A 16210-nucleotide genomic window follows, 5' to 3' on the forward strand; every position below is an offset into this window, starting at 1 on the left:
TAGGACCCCTACACTACTCCGCATATAAATTCAACTGCGATAGGACAGACTTCGGCTCCACGTATTTTGAGTGTATTTTTTCGTTTTCGCGCACTAAACGCAAGCCTTCCAGCAGGATTCTGTCGTCTTTGGAAAGCCCTTCCTGCACCACATAGATGTGCGGAAGCTCAGCGGCCACGGTGATTTCCCTTGACTTGATCTTGTTGTCATTGCCCACCACGTACACATACTTCTTATCTAAGACTTCAAAAGTGGCTTTCTGCGGAATGAGCAAAGCATTCTTCATAGGCACCTCCATCAGGATATTTCCGGTTTCGCCGTGCCGAAGCAGCCCTTTGGGGTTGGGGAAAGTAGCCCGGAAGGCGATGTTCCCGGTCTCGTTGTTGAAATCGGCTTCAATGGTCTGTACTTCGCCGGGGTAGTCAAATACCTGGTGGTTGGCCATTTCCAGCTTCACTTTGGTGGTGTGGTCGCTTTGCAGGCTGGTCTTGTAGTCCAGGTACTCGGCCTCGGGCACGTTGAAGTACACCCACATCTTGCTGTTGTCAGAAAGGGTAGTGAGCAGATCGCCTTCGTCCACCAAACTGCCCAGCCTTACCTGGAAATGGTCCATGATGCCGTCAAATGGGGCTTTGATCTGGGTGAAGCCCAGGTGCACCTGCGCCATGGAGACTTCGGCCTTGGCCTTGTTCAGTTTGGCTTTGGCCATGGCCAGTTCGTTAGGAGACACCACGTTACCGGAGGCCAGCTTCTTCGTGTTCTGGTATTCAATTTCCGCGAAACTGGCTTCAGCCTGGGCTTTCTGCAGCTCGGCCTCGTACATGGCTGGCATGATCTGAAACATGAGCTGGCCTTTTCTTACCGTTTGCCCTTCGTCTACATAAATCTTCTGCAGGTAGCCTTTCTCTAAGGCTCTGATTTCAATATGGCTGATGGCGTGGATCTGACTCACGTATTCTTTGGTGATCAAGGTGTCCTTTACCAGCGGACTGCTTACCAGAAACTGGGTGGCCTCTTCCTTTTCTTCTTTTTTGGATTCGCAGCCTGTATGGCATAACAAGACATACAAACCCAAAACCATGGGCATGAAAATTCTCTTCATGATACTTGATTAAAAAATATTTGGAATGGGTAAAACGATATACTGGTGCGCCCTTTCAGCAGTAGACACAAGGGCGCGGTGCAGTAAATACAAGGAAAGGCAATATGACTTGCCTGATGAATAACTTAACTTATTTCTGAAAACCTGAGACAGGTGTTGCTATGGTTTCTTTACAAAGCATACCGATACATGACGCCCCACAAGTGGCAACGAAATGATTAACAAACCGGCACGGCACGAAAGAAAAAAAGCGAAGGAATAGGCGAATCGCCTAAAGAGGGAATGGTAAACTAGATCCGGAAGACCCGGAAGAGAAGATAGAATCTTAAAGGGGAGAAAGAGAAAAAGTCCTTACAGTACGTGAGGTTCTTTTTCAGAAAGAAAAGTAGAAAGGCTAGTACCTGGGCGTAGAAAACCGTGGCGAGAAAGGGGCCGGTCGCCTGGTTTTTCTTTAGAAGGGATTCGGTTTCCTCAATCTCCGTTTCAGCGACATATTTGTCAAAAGGGGTTTTTTCTGCACTGGGGGAGGAATATGCTACTTGTAAGGAAAGGTCTTGGTGAACAGTGCCAACGGCGGTTTGTACTGTCCGTTGATTATTTCCGGAAGAAGCAATGTAAAGGCTTCCCTTATTCGCGTGGGCGTAGAGAAAACTATATCCGCTCAGCAGGAGGATACACAGGGAAAGAAGATAGTTCAGGAAAGCCTTTGGCATCTTGGGCGTAAAAGTAGAACAGTCTATCAATATAGACAACGAAGCTCTTTAGAGTTTTTCAATTTTATTGATTTTTCGGATAAACAGGACTGTGAAAGCGAGTAAATGTAAAGCCATCCAGTGCAGCGCCTTTGTCTCGAATCTAACCAAAAGTGCCTTGAAGCTGTCATGCCAGGCGTTGGCGTGCTCTATCACTGTCCTGCCTTTGAAGAGCTCTTCATTGAAACACACATACGCCCCGTCATATCTGCCATTCCTGGGGTTGAAGGCAATATTTGACTCAATCTTCATCTCTGCGCACAGGCACCTGAAGCTTTCCGAGTCTAAACAGACGTCCGCGTTCAGAAACCGCCCTTCGGTCTCAATGCCTGCCTCCTGGATCAGAGACCGCACAGCTGCCTGAACACCGCCTCTATCTCAAACAGGTCATGGTGGGCCCCCTATACCGGCTCGCTGCAGGCAAGCAGCACTCCCTTGCTGTCAGACAGAAATAGGCTGTTGCAGGTTCTGGCGGCTTTCCTGGCCTGGTAGCCTACGCACTCCCCACCGTTCTTGCAAAGCGTCTGGCTTCTGTCCAGTTGCATTGAGGAGAGGTTAAGCAGCCTGCGCTTGCTGTGCAAAAGCTGCATCCATACCTTTTTCGGCCATGTTTTGTAATGCTTGATGTCTTGATTTTTACATGTTTCTGTAGTTGAACATGAGGTTCAGGCTTGCATTGTGGTCCCAAGCCCACAACCTCATCAATTTCAGCTAAATTCTATTTTTCAGACATAGCCTAGGATACCTGCCAAGGTTTCAAGTGTGAGCGGCTTTGGGAAGAAGGCAACTGAAGGGACCTCAGCGGGCCAGTTCAGGTTGGAGTAGCTGGCCTTCCCGCTGTTCAGGATAACCTTAGTGTGGCGGTAGTCCACCAGCCCGAGTTTGGCGAGCTCCTTTATGAAGTCCAGCCCGTTCATGCCCGGCATCTCGATGTCCGTGATGATCACCTGGGGAAGTGCACCCATCTCGGCATCCTTTTTTAGCATCGCCAACGCCTCCGTACCTTCCTTGGCGGAGACAACCTCCATAAGCGGACTGTGTTTCCTGAGCAGTCGGGTCAGAATGAAAATATAGACACTATCGTCATCCACTAGCAGCACTTTCTTATTCGGATCCATCGTTTTCTACATTATGTCACTACAGTGACATAATGTCATTGCTTTTGAAGTCTCCTCCCCCGTCAGTGTTGGCAAAGGAAGAGCAGCCATCGGGGCCTCCTTTGCCCCGGAGGTTAGTTCCAGTGATCGGAACATAAACCTACTATACGTTTCCAGGGGAAGAACGAACTGGAATACCTGGAGCCAGCTCTATTACCATGGCTGGCCCTGCCTTACACCCTACCGCGGGAATTAGCAACGGTCAGTAAGGGAGGAACGGGAAAGGAATTATTTTTGGGTGGGGTTCTGCCTGAAATAGACCCTGAAGGTGGAGCCTTCCCCCACGGTGCTCTCCACCTCGATCCTGCCCCCCGAGTCCTCCACCATGTTTTTGACGATGAACAGGCCGATGCCGCTACCTTCCACATCGTCCCGCAGCCTGGTGTAGCGGGCGAAGATTGCCTCCTTTTTATCCTCCTGTATACCCATCCCGTTGTCGCGGACGGTAAGCACGACGGTGTCATTCGCCCGCTCGGTCCTGATAAGCACCTCGGGCAACCTTTCCGGAGACCTGTACTTGATGGCGTTGCCGAGCAGGTTGTAAATGATACTCCGGATGGTTTTCCTGGGAATCCCGATCTCCGCCTCCCTGATCTCGGAGGTGATCTTTGCCTCGGACTCGGTGATCTTGTCCTTAAGGGAGAGGATGGCGTCTTCGATAACGTTCCCGAAGTTCACCCGCTCCGTGGCATTGGCGAAATCCATCTCCGCCTCCCCGATGTCCACCAGATCCTCCACCGTCTCGCGGAGCTTGGCCACGGAGAGTTTGAGCATCTCCATCACCTCCTTTGCCTCTGCCTCCGAGTTTCCCCCTTCGCCCATTGCCTCGTCCATGATATTCACCAGCGCCTCTATGTTGGACACGGGGCCCTTGATGTCGTGGTAGAGGGCGTGGATGACGACCTCGTGATTCCTGTTGAGCCGCTCGTACCCCTTCAGGATCTGGATGCGGTCATTGATATCGATGAAGGTGATGATGACGCCGTTGCTCCTGTTCTCCCTCCGGACGATGTAGGGCAATATATTCATCTGATACCAGACATTGTCGGTGGTCTGTATCTCCTTTTCCAGGCTTTTATTGCTACCGATCACCTCATGGATGTTCTCGATAATCGTGGGAAAGCGGATGTTATTGGATACTTCATCTATGTGTCGGCCAACGTCACTGTCAGAGAGTTTGAAATGTGTCATGGCCGCGGGAGTGAACTTGCGCAGGATCATATCACCATCCACGAAAAGCTGAGGGATAATGGTGTTACTGAAGTAGTTCTCCAGCTCCTCGTTCAGCTCCGTGAGCTTATCCAGTTTATAGGTGTTCCCAGGTGAGTTTCCCATCAATAAGGCGGCTAAGGTTATTAAATTCTAGAAGGATGGTATATAAAGGTGTTTCCCAGGACCCTACAATTGCTTTTCCTAAAATCATGCGGCAGGCCATCTTCTGGCTGAGCCATTTGGGTCAAGGGTTGCACGCCACGTCCACGGGTAGCCCTCTTCCATGGTGGAGGAGTGGTTCTCCAGGGAAGCTGCAGTGGCTGATATGCAGTTACCCCTCCTGTCTTTGGGTTTACATCATTCAACCCTCCTATACGGGAAAGGGTGATTCCCGACCATCTCCAGGCTTAAAGGCGTCTTGTTCCGAATCGGTCTGGGCAAGGTTCAGTACTGCTTTCCGGTATCCCCACCGTTTATAGCAATTAGTCCTCCCTTATGAGCAGATAGGTAGTGGAGAGGATGGAGTCTTGCCTGGACCCCTCTTCTATGCCGGGGCTTATCTGTGTGGATACGCTCTGGATACGGAAACCGTGACCCAGCAAGTGAGTGACCTGATGAGCTGTATCATTCGATGTCACATGGTTGTTGTCGGGTCCGGGGCACCCCAACCTACTCAGCACTGTGATGACTCTCTGTTCCATGGTTTCACTGCAAGGTGTTGTTTCCGCAAGGTCCTGCTAATAAACGGTACCGCAAAGCTGACCGGGAAAAAGTTTCAGGGGAGAGAACGGGCTGTTGGAGATGCCGAATAGATAGGGGCTTTCCATCCATCCAAACAGAACTTTTGAGGAAATACACAGTGGGCATATCGTCAAATACATGGGTTTATCAATTGAGCAGGTCACCTCACTGCCGGATGAAATACGCTGAATGATTAGCTGATCTTTTTACTGCCGTTGTAAATGGTCTACGTTAGCGATGCCCAAGCCTGCCAGCACGCGGGTCTGCACGGTTAAGGCGCCAATCAGACGTACCTCCGGCTGGGGCCATTTCCTGATCAGGGTGGGGATAGCCAGGATACCGGCTTCCTCTGCCTTATCCGGGTGTTCCTGGATGTCGATAATCTCGAGCTGGTAGTCACCAGGATAATATTTCTTGAGGATAGCATTCAGATTTTCCTCAGCCCCTACAGAAGTGGTGCTGTTTCTATTGATGAATAGTTGTATCCAGTAATTAGTCATTTTTCTTGTCCTTGGTACTTGGATTCCCTTTATGCCCGGGAGGATTTCTTTTTTAAACTTCCCTTAGGCCACTATCGGGGTGTTTGAGAGCAGGCCGCTTATACCGGTGATGGGCCGGCCTATCTGCATGCCTTCCTCGTCTATCAAGATCTGGCGGATGGAGGCGTCATGCCGGGAGCCGCGCATCTTGAGTACTGTGATGCTCCGCTGCATCTCGCCGGTCAGCTCCACATACCTCAAAAGAATGATGGTGTCGGTGATGGTGGCAATGTCACCCTCGGTGATGGAGGCGCCCCCGGTGAGCATGTGCGTGGTGGCGGTCAACATCGTGGTGACCCCATCGTGCTTCAGGAAATTGGTGAGTGCGACCACGAACTCCTGGAACCCTTTCTCTGACGGGTTGCGGGTCAGGGCCGAGATGCTGTCAAGGGCAATGCGATCAGGCTTAAATTCCTTGACCAGTTCCTGTATGTTGATGAGGTGGTCTTCCAGCGAGCAGACCTCCGGATAGGTGGAGACCACCTTCAGCAAGCCGTCGGCCTCCAGTTGCCCCAGGTCCTGTCCCCAACCCTTGGCATTCCTGAAGATCTGTTCTCTGCTCTCCTCGAAGGCCAGGAGAAGGCACCGCTCTTGGCTTTCCTTGGCGCCATTGATGAAATTCGAGGCCAGCAGGGTTTTGCCGGCTCCCGTGGCCCCAGATACCAGGACGATGGAACCTTTGAAAAACCCGCCGCCGCACATCTGGTCCAATTCCCGCACCCCCGAGGAGACGCGCTGGCCTGATGCCTGCTGGGTCAGTTTCATGGCTGAGATAGGGACAATCACCACCGCCTGCATAGGCACAATGGTAAAGGGGCTTTCCCCTTTCACGTGGTTGCTGCCCCTGAATTTCAGGATCTCGATGGTGCGCCGACGACGCTCGTTCGTGAGCACATTACGCAGGATCATGACATTGTCTGCCAGGAACTCCTCCACCCCGTACCGGGAAATGGCCCCGTATTCTTCGGTGCGCTCAGTGGTGATGAGGGCTGTGGCTTTCACCCGCCTGAGCGTCATGGTCACTTTGGACATTTCCTGTCGGATGATGTTATGCTCAGGAAAGTGGGTGAAGATGCTGCCGATGGAGTCAATGACTACCCGTTGAGCGTTGTTTTTGGCGATGGCCCTCTCCAGCCTTATCCTGAAGGCACTCAAATCGAATTCACCAATGGTGATTACGTCTTCCTCTTTGGGGGAGGCGTCTATAAACGTCCATTTCCCCTCTGATTCCCATAGGTCTATGTCCCAGCCGAACCCTTTCAGGTCATTCCTGATGTCCTCCACCTGTTCCTCAAAGGTCACGAACACTCCGTTCTGGTTGAACTTAAGGATTCCCATGGCCAAAAACTGGGCCGCGAATAGCGTTTTGGCGCTCCCGGAACTGCCAGCCAGCAAGGTGGTCCGGCCCATGGGCAAGCCGCCCTCGGAGATAAGGTCAAAGGCAACAATGCCTGTCTGAAGTTTGGGAATGCTCATAAAAGGTTAACTATGAAGGGGTGGGGTGATGGAAAGATGCCAAACGCGCTATAGGTGAATGGCACTGTTTTTCAGGCGTCTGGAGGTAAAGGTAGGGGAAGGTAGTCAATAAAAGAACAGCAATGGAATAAATAGTAGCCTGCAAGAGATTGATGCTTCTTGGGCCTTTCATATAGGTGACCTCTTTTGATCCTTATAAAGTCTAAAAAACCATTGGATAGAGCACGCCACCCCGTCCTTAAAGGGTATATCATGAATGGAGCTGATTCCGCTTTGCATTAGACATTGGTCAAATGCAAAGCCTATGTTAGTTCGCTTTGTATAAAACCCCTCTTATGAAAGCCAATAACGGACAATATAATAAATGTGACCCTTGAATTTACTAAGTCGGGAACTTAAACAGCTATTATCAGATCCCCTATACTCCGGGTGAAAATTCTCCACCCTTGTTCAAATAAATACCACAGAGTAGGCTCTTTTCAATTTAGGGAACACGCAAAGTGTCCGGCAAGATGTGTTTTTGTCCACAAAAATGCCCTCCGCCCCCAAATGGGCTAGGGCGGAAACCGCTGCGGAACTTGCGGTTTCAGTTTTCATAAAAGAGAGCATACCAGCTACGCGGAAAGGCATAACTCCTGGCTACTCCCAACCGATAAGCTACCCAAAAAACGCACCTTCCACTAGCTTTACCCCTTCCCCAACCTTTCCAGAGAAGTCTCCCCTTTTAAAAGAATCACCCATGAGATAGCTGTGGGGGCTGATATCGGCAGTATAAAGTTACCTTAGACCTTTCCCAGTAGCAGACAATTCCTATGGCTTCTAAGTGAGAGGAAAGGGCATTCATTCCGGCGTGAAGGTAGCCCGCAGGTCCGGACACGGGACAAGGTAGTACTGACAAAATGGGTATCCCCTGCCGTGGTCCCTCCGCATTTTCACTGTCTCCACCTTGCCCTCAGTCCGCCCGCGGGCTGGGTGGGCACCATAATCAATTCCCTAACCTCCAAACATGAACGATTATGGAAACGACAGCCAAGAAAACCGTGAACTGCAGAGTGGCCCAGGTGAAACTGACTTACCGCTACAAGGTAAAACCAGCCAAGAGCCCAGGGATTACCTGATCCTCCGACACACACGACTTACTCAAGAGAAACTGGGACGACGGGAAGCTGGAGTTCCTGGAGCAGTTCAAGGTGCTGCTGCTCAACAGAGCCAACAGGGTGCTGGGCCTCTACGAGCTCTCCACCGGCGGCGTGGCGGCCCCCAAGCTGATCTTCGTGGCCACGCTCAAATCGTGCGCCTCAGCCATCGTCCTCTGCCATAACCACCCCTCCGGAAACCTCTCCCCCAGCTCAGCGGACATACAGCTCTCCAAGAAGCTGAAAGAGGGCGGCAGCTTGCTGGGCCATATCATCAACACCAGCGAGGGGGTATTACTCCTGCGGCGGTTTGTACTGTCCGTTGATTATTTCCGGAAGAAGCAATGTAAAGGCTTCCCTTATTCGCGTGGGCGTAGAGAAAACTATATCCGCTCAGCAGGAGGATACACAGGGAAAGAAGATAGTTCAGGAAAGCCTTTGGCATCTTGGGCGTAAAGTAGAACAGTCCATCAATATAGACAACTGTTGGAACTCAAATAGTTGATAGACCAGAGAATTACCCCTCTTACTTTTTACTGCATTTCTGTTTCAGCCTCTGCGGAGCAGGATATACACCGGGTTGCCCCTCCCCTTTTTCAACAGAAGTGAGAGTATTTCAATAGTACACTCACCTATACATTTTTGCAATAAATTTCCGTAGCGTATGCGTCTCACCGTGCCCTCAGCCTGCAATCTTTAACCAGGTTCAAAACCCCAACCCGCACTAAAGGCATGTCTTCTGCCTTTCCCTTCTCAGGTATGGGAGAAAATGTTATATTTACTTTAGCAGACTACTCCCTTACAGCACAAGTTATATGTCAATTTCATTGGAGCCGCTTTATGAACACATAGTAGCCAAGTTACGGGAAGGGTTGTCTAAAGACTTAACCTATCATTCGCTGCACCATACCTTAGATGTATTTGAGCAGGTAAGCCTAATAGCCCTGAAAGAAGGAGTTACCGCTCCTCAAGAACTTTTGCTGCTACAGGTGGCAGCCCTGTACCATGACGCAGGTTTTTTATACACCTACCAGCAGCACGAAGAAAGAAGCTGTACCCTGGCCAAGGAGGAACTTCCCGGTTTTGGGTTCACCCCGGAGGAAATAACCATTATCTGCCGTTTGATCATGGCCACCCAGGTACCGCAGGCCCCGCAAAACAAGCTGCAGGAAATTATCTGTGACGCTGATCTGGATTATCTGGGGCGTGATGACTTTTTCCCAATCGGGCAAACGCTCTTTCAGGAATTCACCTGCTACGGGGTGGTGCAGAATGAGGAACAATGGAACCAGCTGCAGGTCAGGTTTCTGGAAAGCCACACGTTTTTCACCTCTTTTTCAAAAAACAGCCGGGAAACGCAAAAGCAGCAGCACCTGGCACTGATCAAGGCAAAGCTTAATCAGCGGCCGTAGCGGCTCTGCTTTCCACCAGCAGGATGTCCATCTGCCGTAGGCGCTTGCAGAGCGTTTTCAAGATGCCTTTTAAAACTTCTGCGTTAGAGATCATGATTTCATAAAACGGCTCCCGCTCCAGTTTGAGCAGAATGGTTTGCTCTGTGGTGGTGGCAGTAGCTGAGCGGGGCTCGGCATCCAGAATAGACAGCTCCCCCAGAATCTCATTTTCTCCCAGGTTGGCAAACGTGTGCTCTTCATCATGAATGCGAACATTGCCTTTGTACACAAAGTACATGCTGTCTCCGTGGTCCCCTTTGGCGAACAGTTGAACATCTGCGTCTAAATGCAGCTCCTCAAGTGCGCCTGCCAGTTCCACTAAGTCAGACTCTGGAGTGTCATGAAAGATACGCGAAGAATGCAAAGTGAGGACCTTCTCAATCAATAACATAAGCAGATTTGGTAAGCTGTGATAAAACGAACCCGCGGGTCTCTGAGTATAACGCGTCTTGAACCGGTACTGGTTGGGCGGCCAAAACGTCTGTAAGGCCGGAAAAAGGAGTTTGAAGTAGGCTATAGCAGGCAACAGACCTGGTCCAGGAGGAGCAGCTGGCTGAATTGGCGGTGATCAGGTCTTTGAGAATGGAAGCCGTATCTAACCGCTGCAATTCGGCGGGGCGGGCCAGTTGTTTTTCCGGGTCTAAAGTTACGTCCAGGAGCGCTTCCAGAGGCAGGAAGTATTTCTTGGGTACTACTTGTTCCAGCATTTCAATGGCGTTGGCCACTTTCTCTGGGGAGCCAATGGCCAGCATCTCCATCACCCGGTTAACCTGAGCCCGGTCAAATAACAGTGCCAGGCTTTCCATCATACGCTGCAGGTCCTGCTTTCCTTCGGCGTCCAGTGCTTCTTTTAGCAGGGGGAGGGTATTCTGTTGGCTCAGGAACTGGCTGTAAAGGGCTTTCTGCCTGCCCTGCCCCAGCTTTGTTTTCAAAAATGCCTCAACCTGTTGCTTTGCCTCAGAACCCAGTTCGGCATTTTTGTTCCAGAGGGCTTCTACCAAGGCACCCTGCCGCGCCAGACCTGTAGCAAACTGCCGGGTTAGAAAATGGGTAGAATGCTCGCCCCGCACCTTGCCCGCTGCTTTAATGGCGGCCAACTGCAACCCGGCAGGAATGTGTTGCAGGGGCAGGTTTTGCGCCGTAAAAGCCTCATCCCCTAAATGCACGAAGGCAGCTTGCAGGGCATAGGGGGCGTCTTTGGTATGCGCCACCTCCAACACAGTAGGGAAGAGCCCAAAGTCTTTTACTTTTCCCACCACCTCCATGGCTCTTTTATACACAGCGGCTTTCCTGTCTAGCAAAAGATCTTTCAAAAGGGGCCGGAACTCTTTACGGTAAGTTCTGGAAATAACCTCTAATGCCATTGCCTGTTCTGACTCAGAGCCTTGCACCAGCTCCTGCAGGTGCTGCAACACCAACTGTAACGCTGCTGCCTCTGCTCTCAGGGCCAGCCCAGTCAAAGCCGCTGTTTTCATGTGTGGGGATTGGGCCGCCTGCAGGTCCGGCAGCACCGGATTCAGAAAATAGGCGGCTCTTATAAATTCAGGCTTCGCCTTATCTTCCGGGTAACGCCCCAGCGCCTGCTCTATCAACGGAAAAGCCTGCGGCCACCTCAGGTCTACCACCTTGGAGAGCACATATTTCCTGATGGTGGCAGAAGGGCTCTGCAGCAAAGGCAGCATCTGCTTCTCCAGGTGGCGGTAGCCGGAGCGCTCCAGTAACTCCAGCGCCAGAATCACCTCTTTTGCCTTGCCGCTGCCCAGCTTCTCCAGCAACAGCTTTCTAACGGGTTCATCATTGAGAAAGAGTTCGGTTCCGGTAAAATACCCCTTCTTCAACGCCTGCACCAAAGAATGCACATACTCCTTTTTGATCAGGTAAACAGTAGCCACCCAGAGCACTATCAGGGAAACCAGAATCTGGCAAACCAGGGTGATGGAGATGCTTCCGCCATTGTAATGTTTATAGATGGCCAGGAACAAACCAGTGGCCAGCAGCGCCAGGGGCATGGTATAGCCTTTTGACACCAGGTGCCCCTTTAATCTGGAGTGGGGATCCAGTGGCTGGAAAAGCACAAAGAAGGCCGGTTCCTGCACGGCAGATTTCAACACCTCAGACAGCAGCACCATCACCCCAAAAGTATAAAGAATGGTTTTTTCACTCTCCCCGGGTATCAGCATAAATCCTGAAATGACCAGAAGCACCGCCGGCGCAATTAAAAGGGAATTAGACAGCCCCAGCCTACTGATCACGCGGCTGCTGAACAACAGCTTGACCAGCAGGGCCAGCACGCGGCCTACCGCAAAGAACACCCCAATGAACGTAGCCAGATCTGGGCTGCTGGTAAACTTTGACTTCACCTCTGCCAGCAGGGTATAATCAATGAGGGAGTAGACGGTAAACGCCGCCAGAGAGAAAAGCGTGATGGCGAAAATAAGGCGGTTCTGAAAGTACTTCTTCAGGAAAGAGGTCTCTGCCGGGTGGCCATGACCGTGTGAGGCGTCATGCCCATGGCTTTCAGGGTGGCCAGAGATGGCATGGTGCTCAAAGCGTTTCAGAAAGTAATAGGCCAGTACAAAACCGCCAATAGAAAACCACAGCAGGTTCTCAACCCCCAGCAACGGCGCCAGTACTGAAACGGCGGTGTAGCCCATCAATTTAGCCGGAATGTCTCCCGCCCCCACCACAGAGAAGAGACGCTTACTTTCCCGCACGTTAAAAATGATTGCAGCCATGCCCCAGAAGGCATATCCCACCAACATGTACACCACCATGTTCCAGGAAGACAGCACCAACGGCAGCCATTTGGCGGCCAGAAAAGAACCCCCCGCCCAGGTGAGCAGAATTGAAAACGCGGAGAACAGGATAATGGTCTGCAGAAGCCGCTTGGCCGGGAGTTTCGCCTCTAGTTTGGCATAAAAGGCATTGGCCACCAACAATAAACCTGCAGACAGGATGTACACCCGGGGAATCTCCCGCACCTCAAAAGAATGCAGGAACATGGCCAGCGTGCAGGTAAACAGGAAGGCGGTGGCAACGCCCAGGAAGAACTGCACCAGAAACAACTGCCGCACCAGTTTGGCCTCAGCAGGTTTTATGTTCAACAGCAAATTGATTTTGCTATTCATGTAAAAGCGTATATCTCAGTTTCAACCTCCCCCCTTACCCCTTGCAACAGCGCGATAGACGCTTCACTTGTACCGGTTACTTCTGTTCCAGGGGGGAATTCAATTTATTATTCTCAACAGACATTCTGGGAACGTCTTCGTTTCTCCTTAATCTGGACGGGAGCGTTTCTGGCCTGTTTTTAGGAAAATAGCTCTAAAACACACCCAACAACCAGCAGCTTCACCAGAGAAAACACAAAACCGCTTCAAGCCAACGCACATAAGCTGTTTTAGGCCTGATTTCAGAAAAACAGGCCTAAACCGCTATTCCAGCACTTCAAAAACCGTTACCGGTTTGGCTTTGTTCTTAAGAGACACTTCCCCTATTTTCTGGCACTTGAAAGACTCTTTGGCTTTTTCATAGGTGGCCTCTGAAATCAGCAGCTGCCCCGCTTTGGCAGTTGACTGGAGCCGTTGCGCCAGGTTTACCACATCACCAATCACGGTGTAGTCCAGCCTGCGCAAAGACGCTGACCCAATGTTGCCGGAGACCATCTCACCGGTGTTAATGCCAATAGACACCTGTGGTTTAAACGCCACCCCATCCATGTCTACCTCGTCCATCTCCTGAAAGTGCTGCCGCACCGCCAGCCCGGCGTCCATGGCCCGGTCCAGGTGGTACTCGCCTTTAAAGACCGCCATCACGGCATCTCCCATGAACTTGTCTACGTGGCCTCCCTGGGCAATAATCTCTTTCACCATAAGGTCGAAGAAATTATTGAGCAGCTTCACCACGGTATTGGCCTGCACTTTCTCTGTAATGGAGGTAAAGCCGCAGATATCCATGAACAGAACGGTGCCGTCAAGGGTCTCATTGGCCATAAGGCTGTGCTCAAACTCCTTGTGGGTCATAAAGTTGAGCACGTTCTCATCTACGTACATGCGCAGAATGTTATTCTCTTTGATGGCCTGTACCGTCTCCCTGATTTGGCTTACGTGCTGCACGGTTTTCTCCATGGTCAGTTCCAGGTCCTCAAAGTTCACGGGCTTGCACACAAAGTCAAAGGCGCCGCGGTTCATGGCCATTCTAATGTTGTCCATGTCGCCGTAGGCGGAAACCATCACAGCCTTCACAATGGGGTTGGCCTCTGGCAGTTTGGTGAGCAGCGTCAGGCCATCCATCTCCGGCATGTTGATGTCACTCAAGATGATGTCCATGTCTGGGTGTTCAGCCAGTCTCTCCAGCGCCTCTACGCCGTTATGGGCAAAAACAAATTCGTACGCGTTCTCCCTGATTTTCTTCCGAAACTTCTGCTTAATCAGGAGCTCTAAATCAGTCTCGTCGTCCACCACCAAAATTTTGGCCATTAGGAAGCAAAAGTTTTAAGTTTATCTTTTAACGCACTAAAGTCTAAGGGCTTGGTCAGGAAATCATCGGCGCCAAACTGCATGGCCTGCTGGTAATTCTCCTCATCGCCGTAGGCGGTGACCATCATGATAGTGGGCGGGGCTGAGTCATGTTTGGCCCTGATTTGCAGCAACAGCTCTAACCCGCTCATGCCCGGCATGTTGATGTCTGAGAGAATGAGTACAATCTCTGAGAAATGGTCTTCCAGGTAGCTGAAGGCCTCCTCCCCAGACTGGGCAAACGTAAACTCCACCTCACCGCTCCTGATCTCCCTTCTAAACCGCTGTAGGAACAAAGGCTGCACATCTGCCTCATCATCTACCACTAAAACTTTCATGCACGTTATTTTGAATTCAAATTAGAACTTCTTTCCCGTTTATGCTAGGGTTACCGCTGATAAATTCATTTGGAGGCCCCTGAACAGAATGCTGATACCGGTTTGCGACTTCCTCACCCTGGCGCTGGCCAGCTGCCGGCATTTCTGTTTTCGGCCTGTTTTTGGGAAATCAGGCCGAAAACAGAAGTGGGAGTTTTTAAAACTGCCCACCAAGGTGTAAGGCACAGAAATGCTCAGTAGCTTTCTTAGAAAAGGCCGCCTGGCCGGCACCGTTGCCTTGTGCATGACCTGTGAGGCTGCCCCCTCCCTGCCCTGGGTTAGACACGTACTTTCTCCCCCTTTACCTGCCCGGAACCGGACGCAACGCCCTCCTGCAGCGGAAGCGTGATGATAAACTCGGCGAACTCCCCCTCCCGGGTATTGATTTTCAGCTCACCGCCGTGGCCTTTGGTGATGATGTCATAACTCAGCGACAAGCCCAGCCCGGTTCCCTGCCCGGTGGGTTTGGTGGTAAAGAAAGGCTGGAAGATCTTATCCAGCACCTGCTGCGGCACCCCTAGCCCGTTGTCCTGCACGGTGATCTCCAGGGAGTTGCCCACCCTTCTGGTGCTCACCTTCACGGTTGGCGTAAAACTACCGTTCAGCTTCTTCTTTTTTTCAGACACAGAGTAGAAGGCGTTGTTATACAGGTTCAGCAACACCCGGCCCATGTCCTGCGGAATCACAGAGATGGCCTGTAAGTCAGCCCCGAAGTCAGTGACTAGGCTGGCGTTAAACGTTTTGTCTTTTGCCCGGAGGCCGTGGTACGAGAGACGCAGGTATTCGTCTGCCAGGGCATTGAGATCGGTGGCTTCTTTCTGCCCGGTACTGATGCGGGAGTGCTGTAGCATTCCTTTCACAATTGAATCAGCGCGTTTGCCGTGGTGGGTGATCTTCTCCAGATTTTGGGTGAGGTCCTGCAGGATTTCTGCGGCGTTTTCCTGTTCAGCAGCCGGCAGATGCTGAAAAACCTCTTCTTTCAGCTCCTCCAGCAGCTCAATGCTTACTTCTGAGAAGTTGTTCACAAAATTAAGCGGGTTCTGAATCTCATGGGCAATACCGGCGGTCAACTCCCCTAACGACGCCAGCTTCTCCTGCTGAATGAGTTGGGCCTGTGTGGCCTGCAGCTCCTCTACGGTATGCAGGAGCTCTTCTTTCTGTTTGGTCAGCTCAGCGGTACGCTGGGCCACCTGCCGCTCCAGCTCCTCTTTGTGCGCCTCAATGATTTTGCGCTGCTTCTCTTCTACAATTCTTTTCTCCCGCTCCACCTCCAGCGCCTTCTGCCCCTTGTTGAAGCTCATCCAGGCGGCAAAGATGTACACAAACCCCGCCAGTGCCGCCATGGTGATGTAATCATCCCAATCATTGTGCAGTTCTGGGGAGATGAGTTTCAGGAGCAGGCTTAGCAGGCAAATGACCACATACGGGTAAAAGGACTGCAAAAGAGACCGTACCATTTTAAAATCCTTCTCCTTGTACACCAACGTCAGCACCAGGATCAGGTAGGCAATGCCCACCACATCTTCCCAGAACTCGCTTATCCAGTTGCTGAAGATGATGAACGCCCCTAATGATACCCAGCTGGCAATGTTCAGGGTTTTATCCCATTTAGCCCCCTGGTCTGTCAGGAGCATAGATTTCCGCAGTCTTCTCAGGAGCAGGAAGGCGGCCAGGAAAGAGAAAAAATACATAAGCAGGAAATACCTTAATCTTTTATGAGAGCTTTTTTAAAACGGTCTTTGATGCGGCCCGG

At 51.3% G+C, this 16210-nt stretch carries 13 protein-coding genes; 2 read left to right on the forward strand and 11 right to left on the reverse strand.

Translation table 11 applies throughout. The features are described from left to right. Positions 1-13: 13 nt before the first annotated feature. From FHS90_RS08725 to kaiC, 6 genes are all read right to left on the reverse strand, one after another. Positions 14-1102: an efflux RND transporter periplasmic adaptor subunit gene (locus FHS90_RS08725; protein ID WP_182512754.1), complete on the reverse strand. Its 1089-nt coding sequence runs from the start codon at positions 1100-1102 to the stop codon at positions 14-16. Between the two features lie 761 nt (positions 1103-1863). Next, positions 1864-2208 carry a hypothetical protein gene (locus FHS90_RS08730; protein ID WP_182512755.1) on the reverse strand — a complete coding sequence of 115 codons (345 nt, stop codon included), beginning with the start codon at positions 2206-2208 and terminating at the stop codon, positions 1864-1866. A gap of 371 nt (positions 2209-2579) precedes the next feature. After that, complete coding sequence (locus FHS90_RS08735; RefSeq protein ID WP_182512756.1) at positions 2580-2972, reverse strand: response regulator; 393 nt, start codon at positions 2970-2972, stop codon at positions 2580-2582. A 267-nt stretch (positions 2973-3239) separates the two neighbouring features. Next, positions 3240-4346, reverse strand: coding sequence for a sensor histidine kinase (locus tag FHS90_RS08740; RefSeq protein WP_182512757.1), 1107 nt, complete (start codon positions 4344-4346; stop codon positions 3240-3242). Between the two features lie 824 nt (positions 4347-5170). Further along, complete coding sequence (locus FHS90_RS08745) at positions 5171-5464, reverse strand: circadian clock KaiB family protein (protein ID WP_182512758.1); 294 nt, start codon at positions 5462-5464, stop codon at positions 5171-5173. 63 nt (positions 5465-5527) lie between these two features. Beyond that, complete coding sequence (gene kaiC, locus FHS90_RS08750; RefSeq protein WP_182512759.1) at positions 5528-6979, reverse strand: circadian clock protein KaiC; 1452 nt, start codon at positions 6977-6979, stop codon at positions 5528-5530. A gap of 1175 nt (positions 6980-8154) precedes the next feature. On the opposite strand from kaiC, the gene FHS90_RS08755 reads away from it, so the two are divergent. Next, complete coding sequence (locus FHS90_RS08755; protein ID WP_484592915.1) at positions 8155-8571, forward strand: JAB domain-containing protein; 417 nt, start codon at positions 8155-8157, stop codon at positions 8569-8571. 359 nt (positions 8572-8930) lie between these two features. Beyond that, positions 8931-9527 (forward strand): HD domain-containing protein, encoded by a 597-nt coding sequence (locus tag FHS90_RS08760; RefSeq protein ID WP_066831531.1) that lies wholly within the window; start codon positions 8931-8933, stop codon positions 9525-9527. On the opposite strand, the gene FHS90_RS08765 is transcribed toward FHS90_RS08760, so the two are convergent. The 5 genes from FHS90_RS08765 to FHS90_RS08785 all read right to left on the reverse strand — a co-directional run bounded on the left by FHS90_RS08765 (position 9511) and on the right by FHS90_RS08785 (position 16148). Next, positions 9511-9957, reverse strand: coding sequence for a Crp/Fnr family transcriptional regulator (locus FHS90_RS08765; protein WP_066831534.1), 447 nt, complete (start codon positions 9955-9957; stop codon positions 9511-9513). The genes FHS90_RS08760 and FHS90_RS08765 overlap by 17 nt on opposite strands. Continuing rightward, positions 9944-12694, reverse strand: coding sequence for an NTP/NDP exchange transporter (locus FHS90_RS08770; RefSeq protein ID WP_182512760.1), 2751 nt, complete (start codon positions 12692-12694; stop codon positions 9944-9946). The genes FHS90_RS08765 and FHS90_RS08770 overlap by 14 nt, the downstream gene beginning before the upstream one ends. A 303-nt stretch (positions 12695-12997) precedes the next feature. Further along, the gene (locus FHS90_RS08775) at positions 12998-14041 is read right to left on the reverse strand and encodes an adenylate/guanylate cyclase domain-containing protein (protein ID WP_066831540.1); all 1044 of its coding nucleotides are present in this window, start codon (positions 14039-14041) and stop codon (positions 12998-13000) included. Then, positions 14041-14418, reverse strand: coding sequence for a response regulator (locus tag FHS90_RS08780; RefSeq protein ID WP_182512761.1), 378 nt, complete (start codon positions 14416-14418; stop codon positions 14041-14043). Before FHS90_RS08780 ends, FHS90_RS08775 begins: the two co-directional genes overlap by 1 nt. Before the next feature lie 317 nt (positions 14419-14735). Continuing rightward, positions 14736-16148, reverse strand: a complete 1413-nt coding sequence (locus tag FHS90_RS08785; RefSeq protein WP_066831545.1) for a sensor histidine kinase — start codon at positions 16146-16148, stop codon at positions 14736-14738. Positions 16149-16210: the final 62 nt, after the last annotated feature.

It is taken from the genome of Rufibacter ruber (genome assembly GCF_014138425.1).
GTDB lineage: Bacteria > Bacteroidota > Bacteroidia > Cytophagales > Hymenobacteraceae > Nibribacter > Nibribacter ruber_C.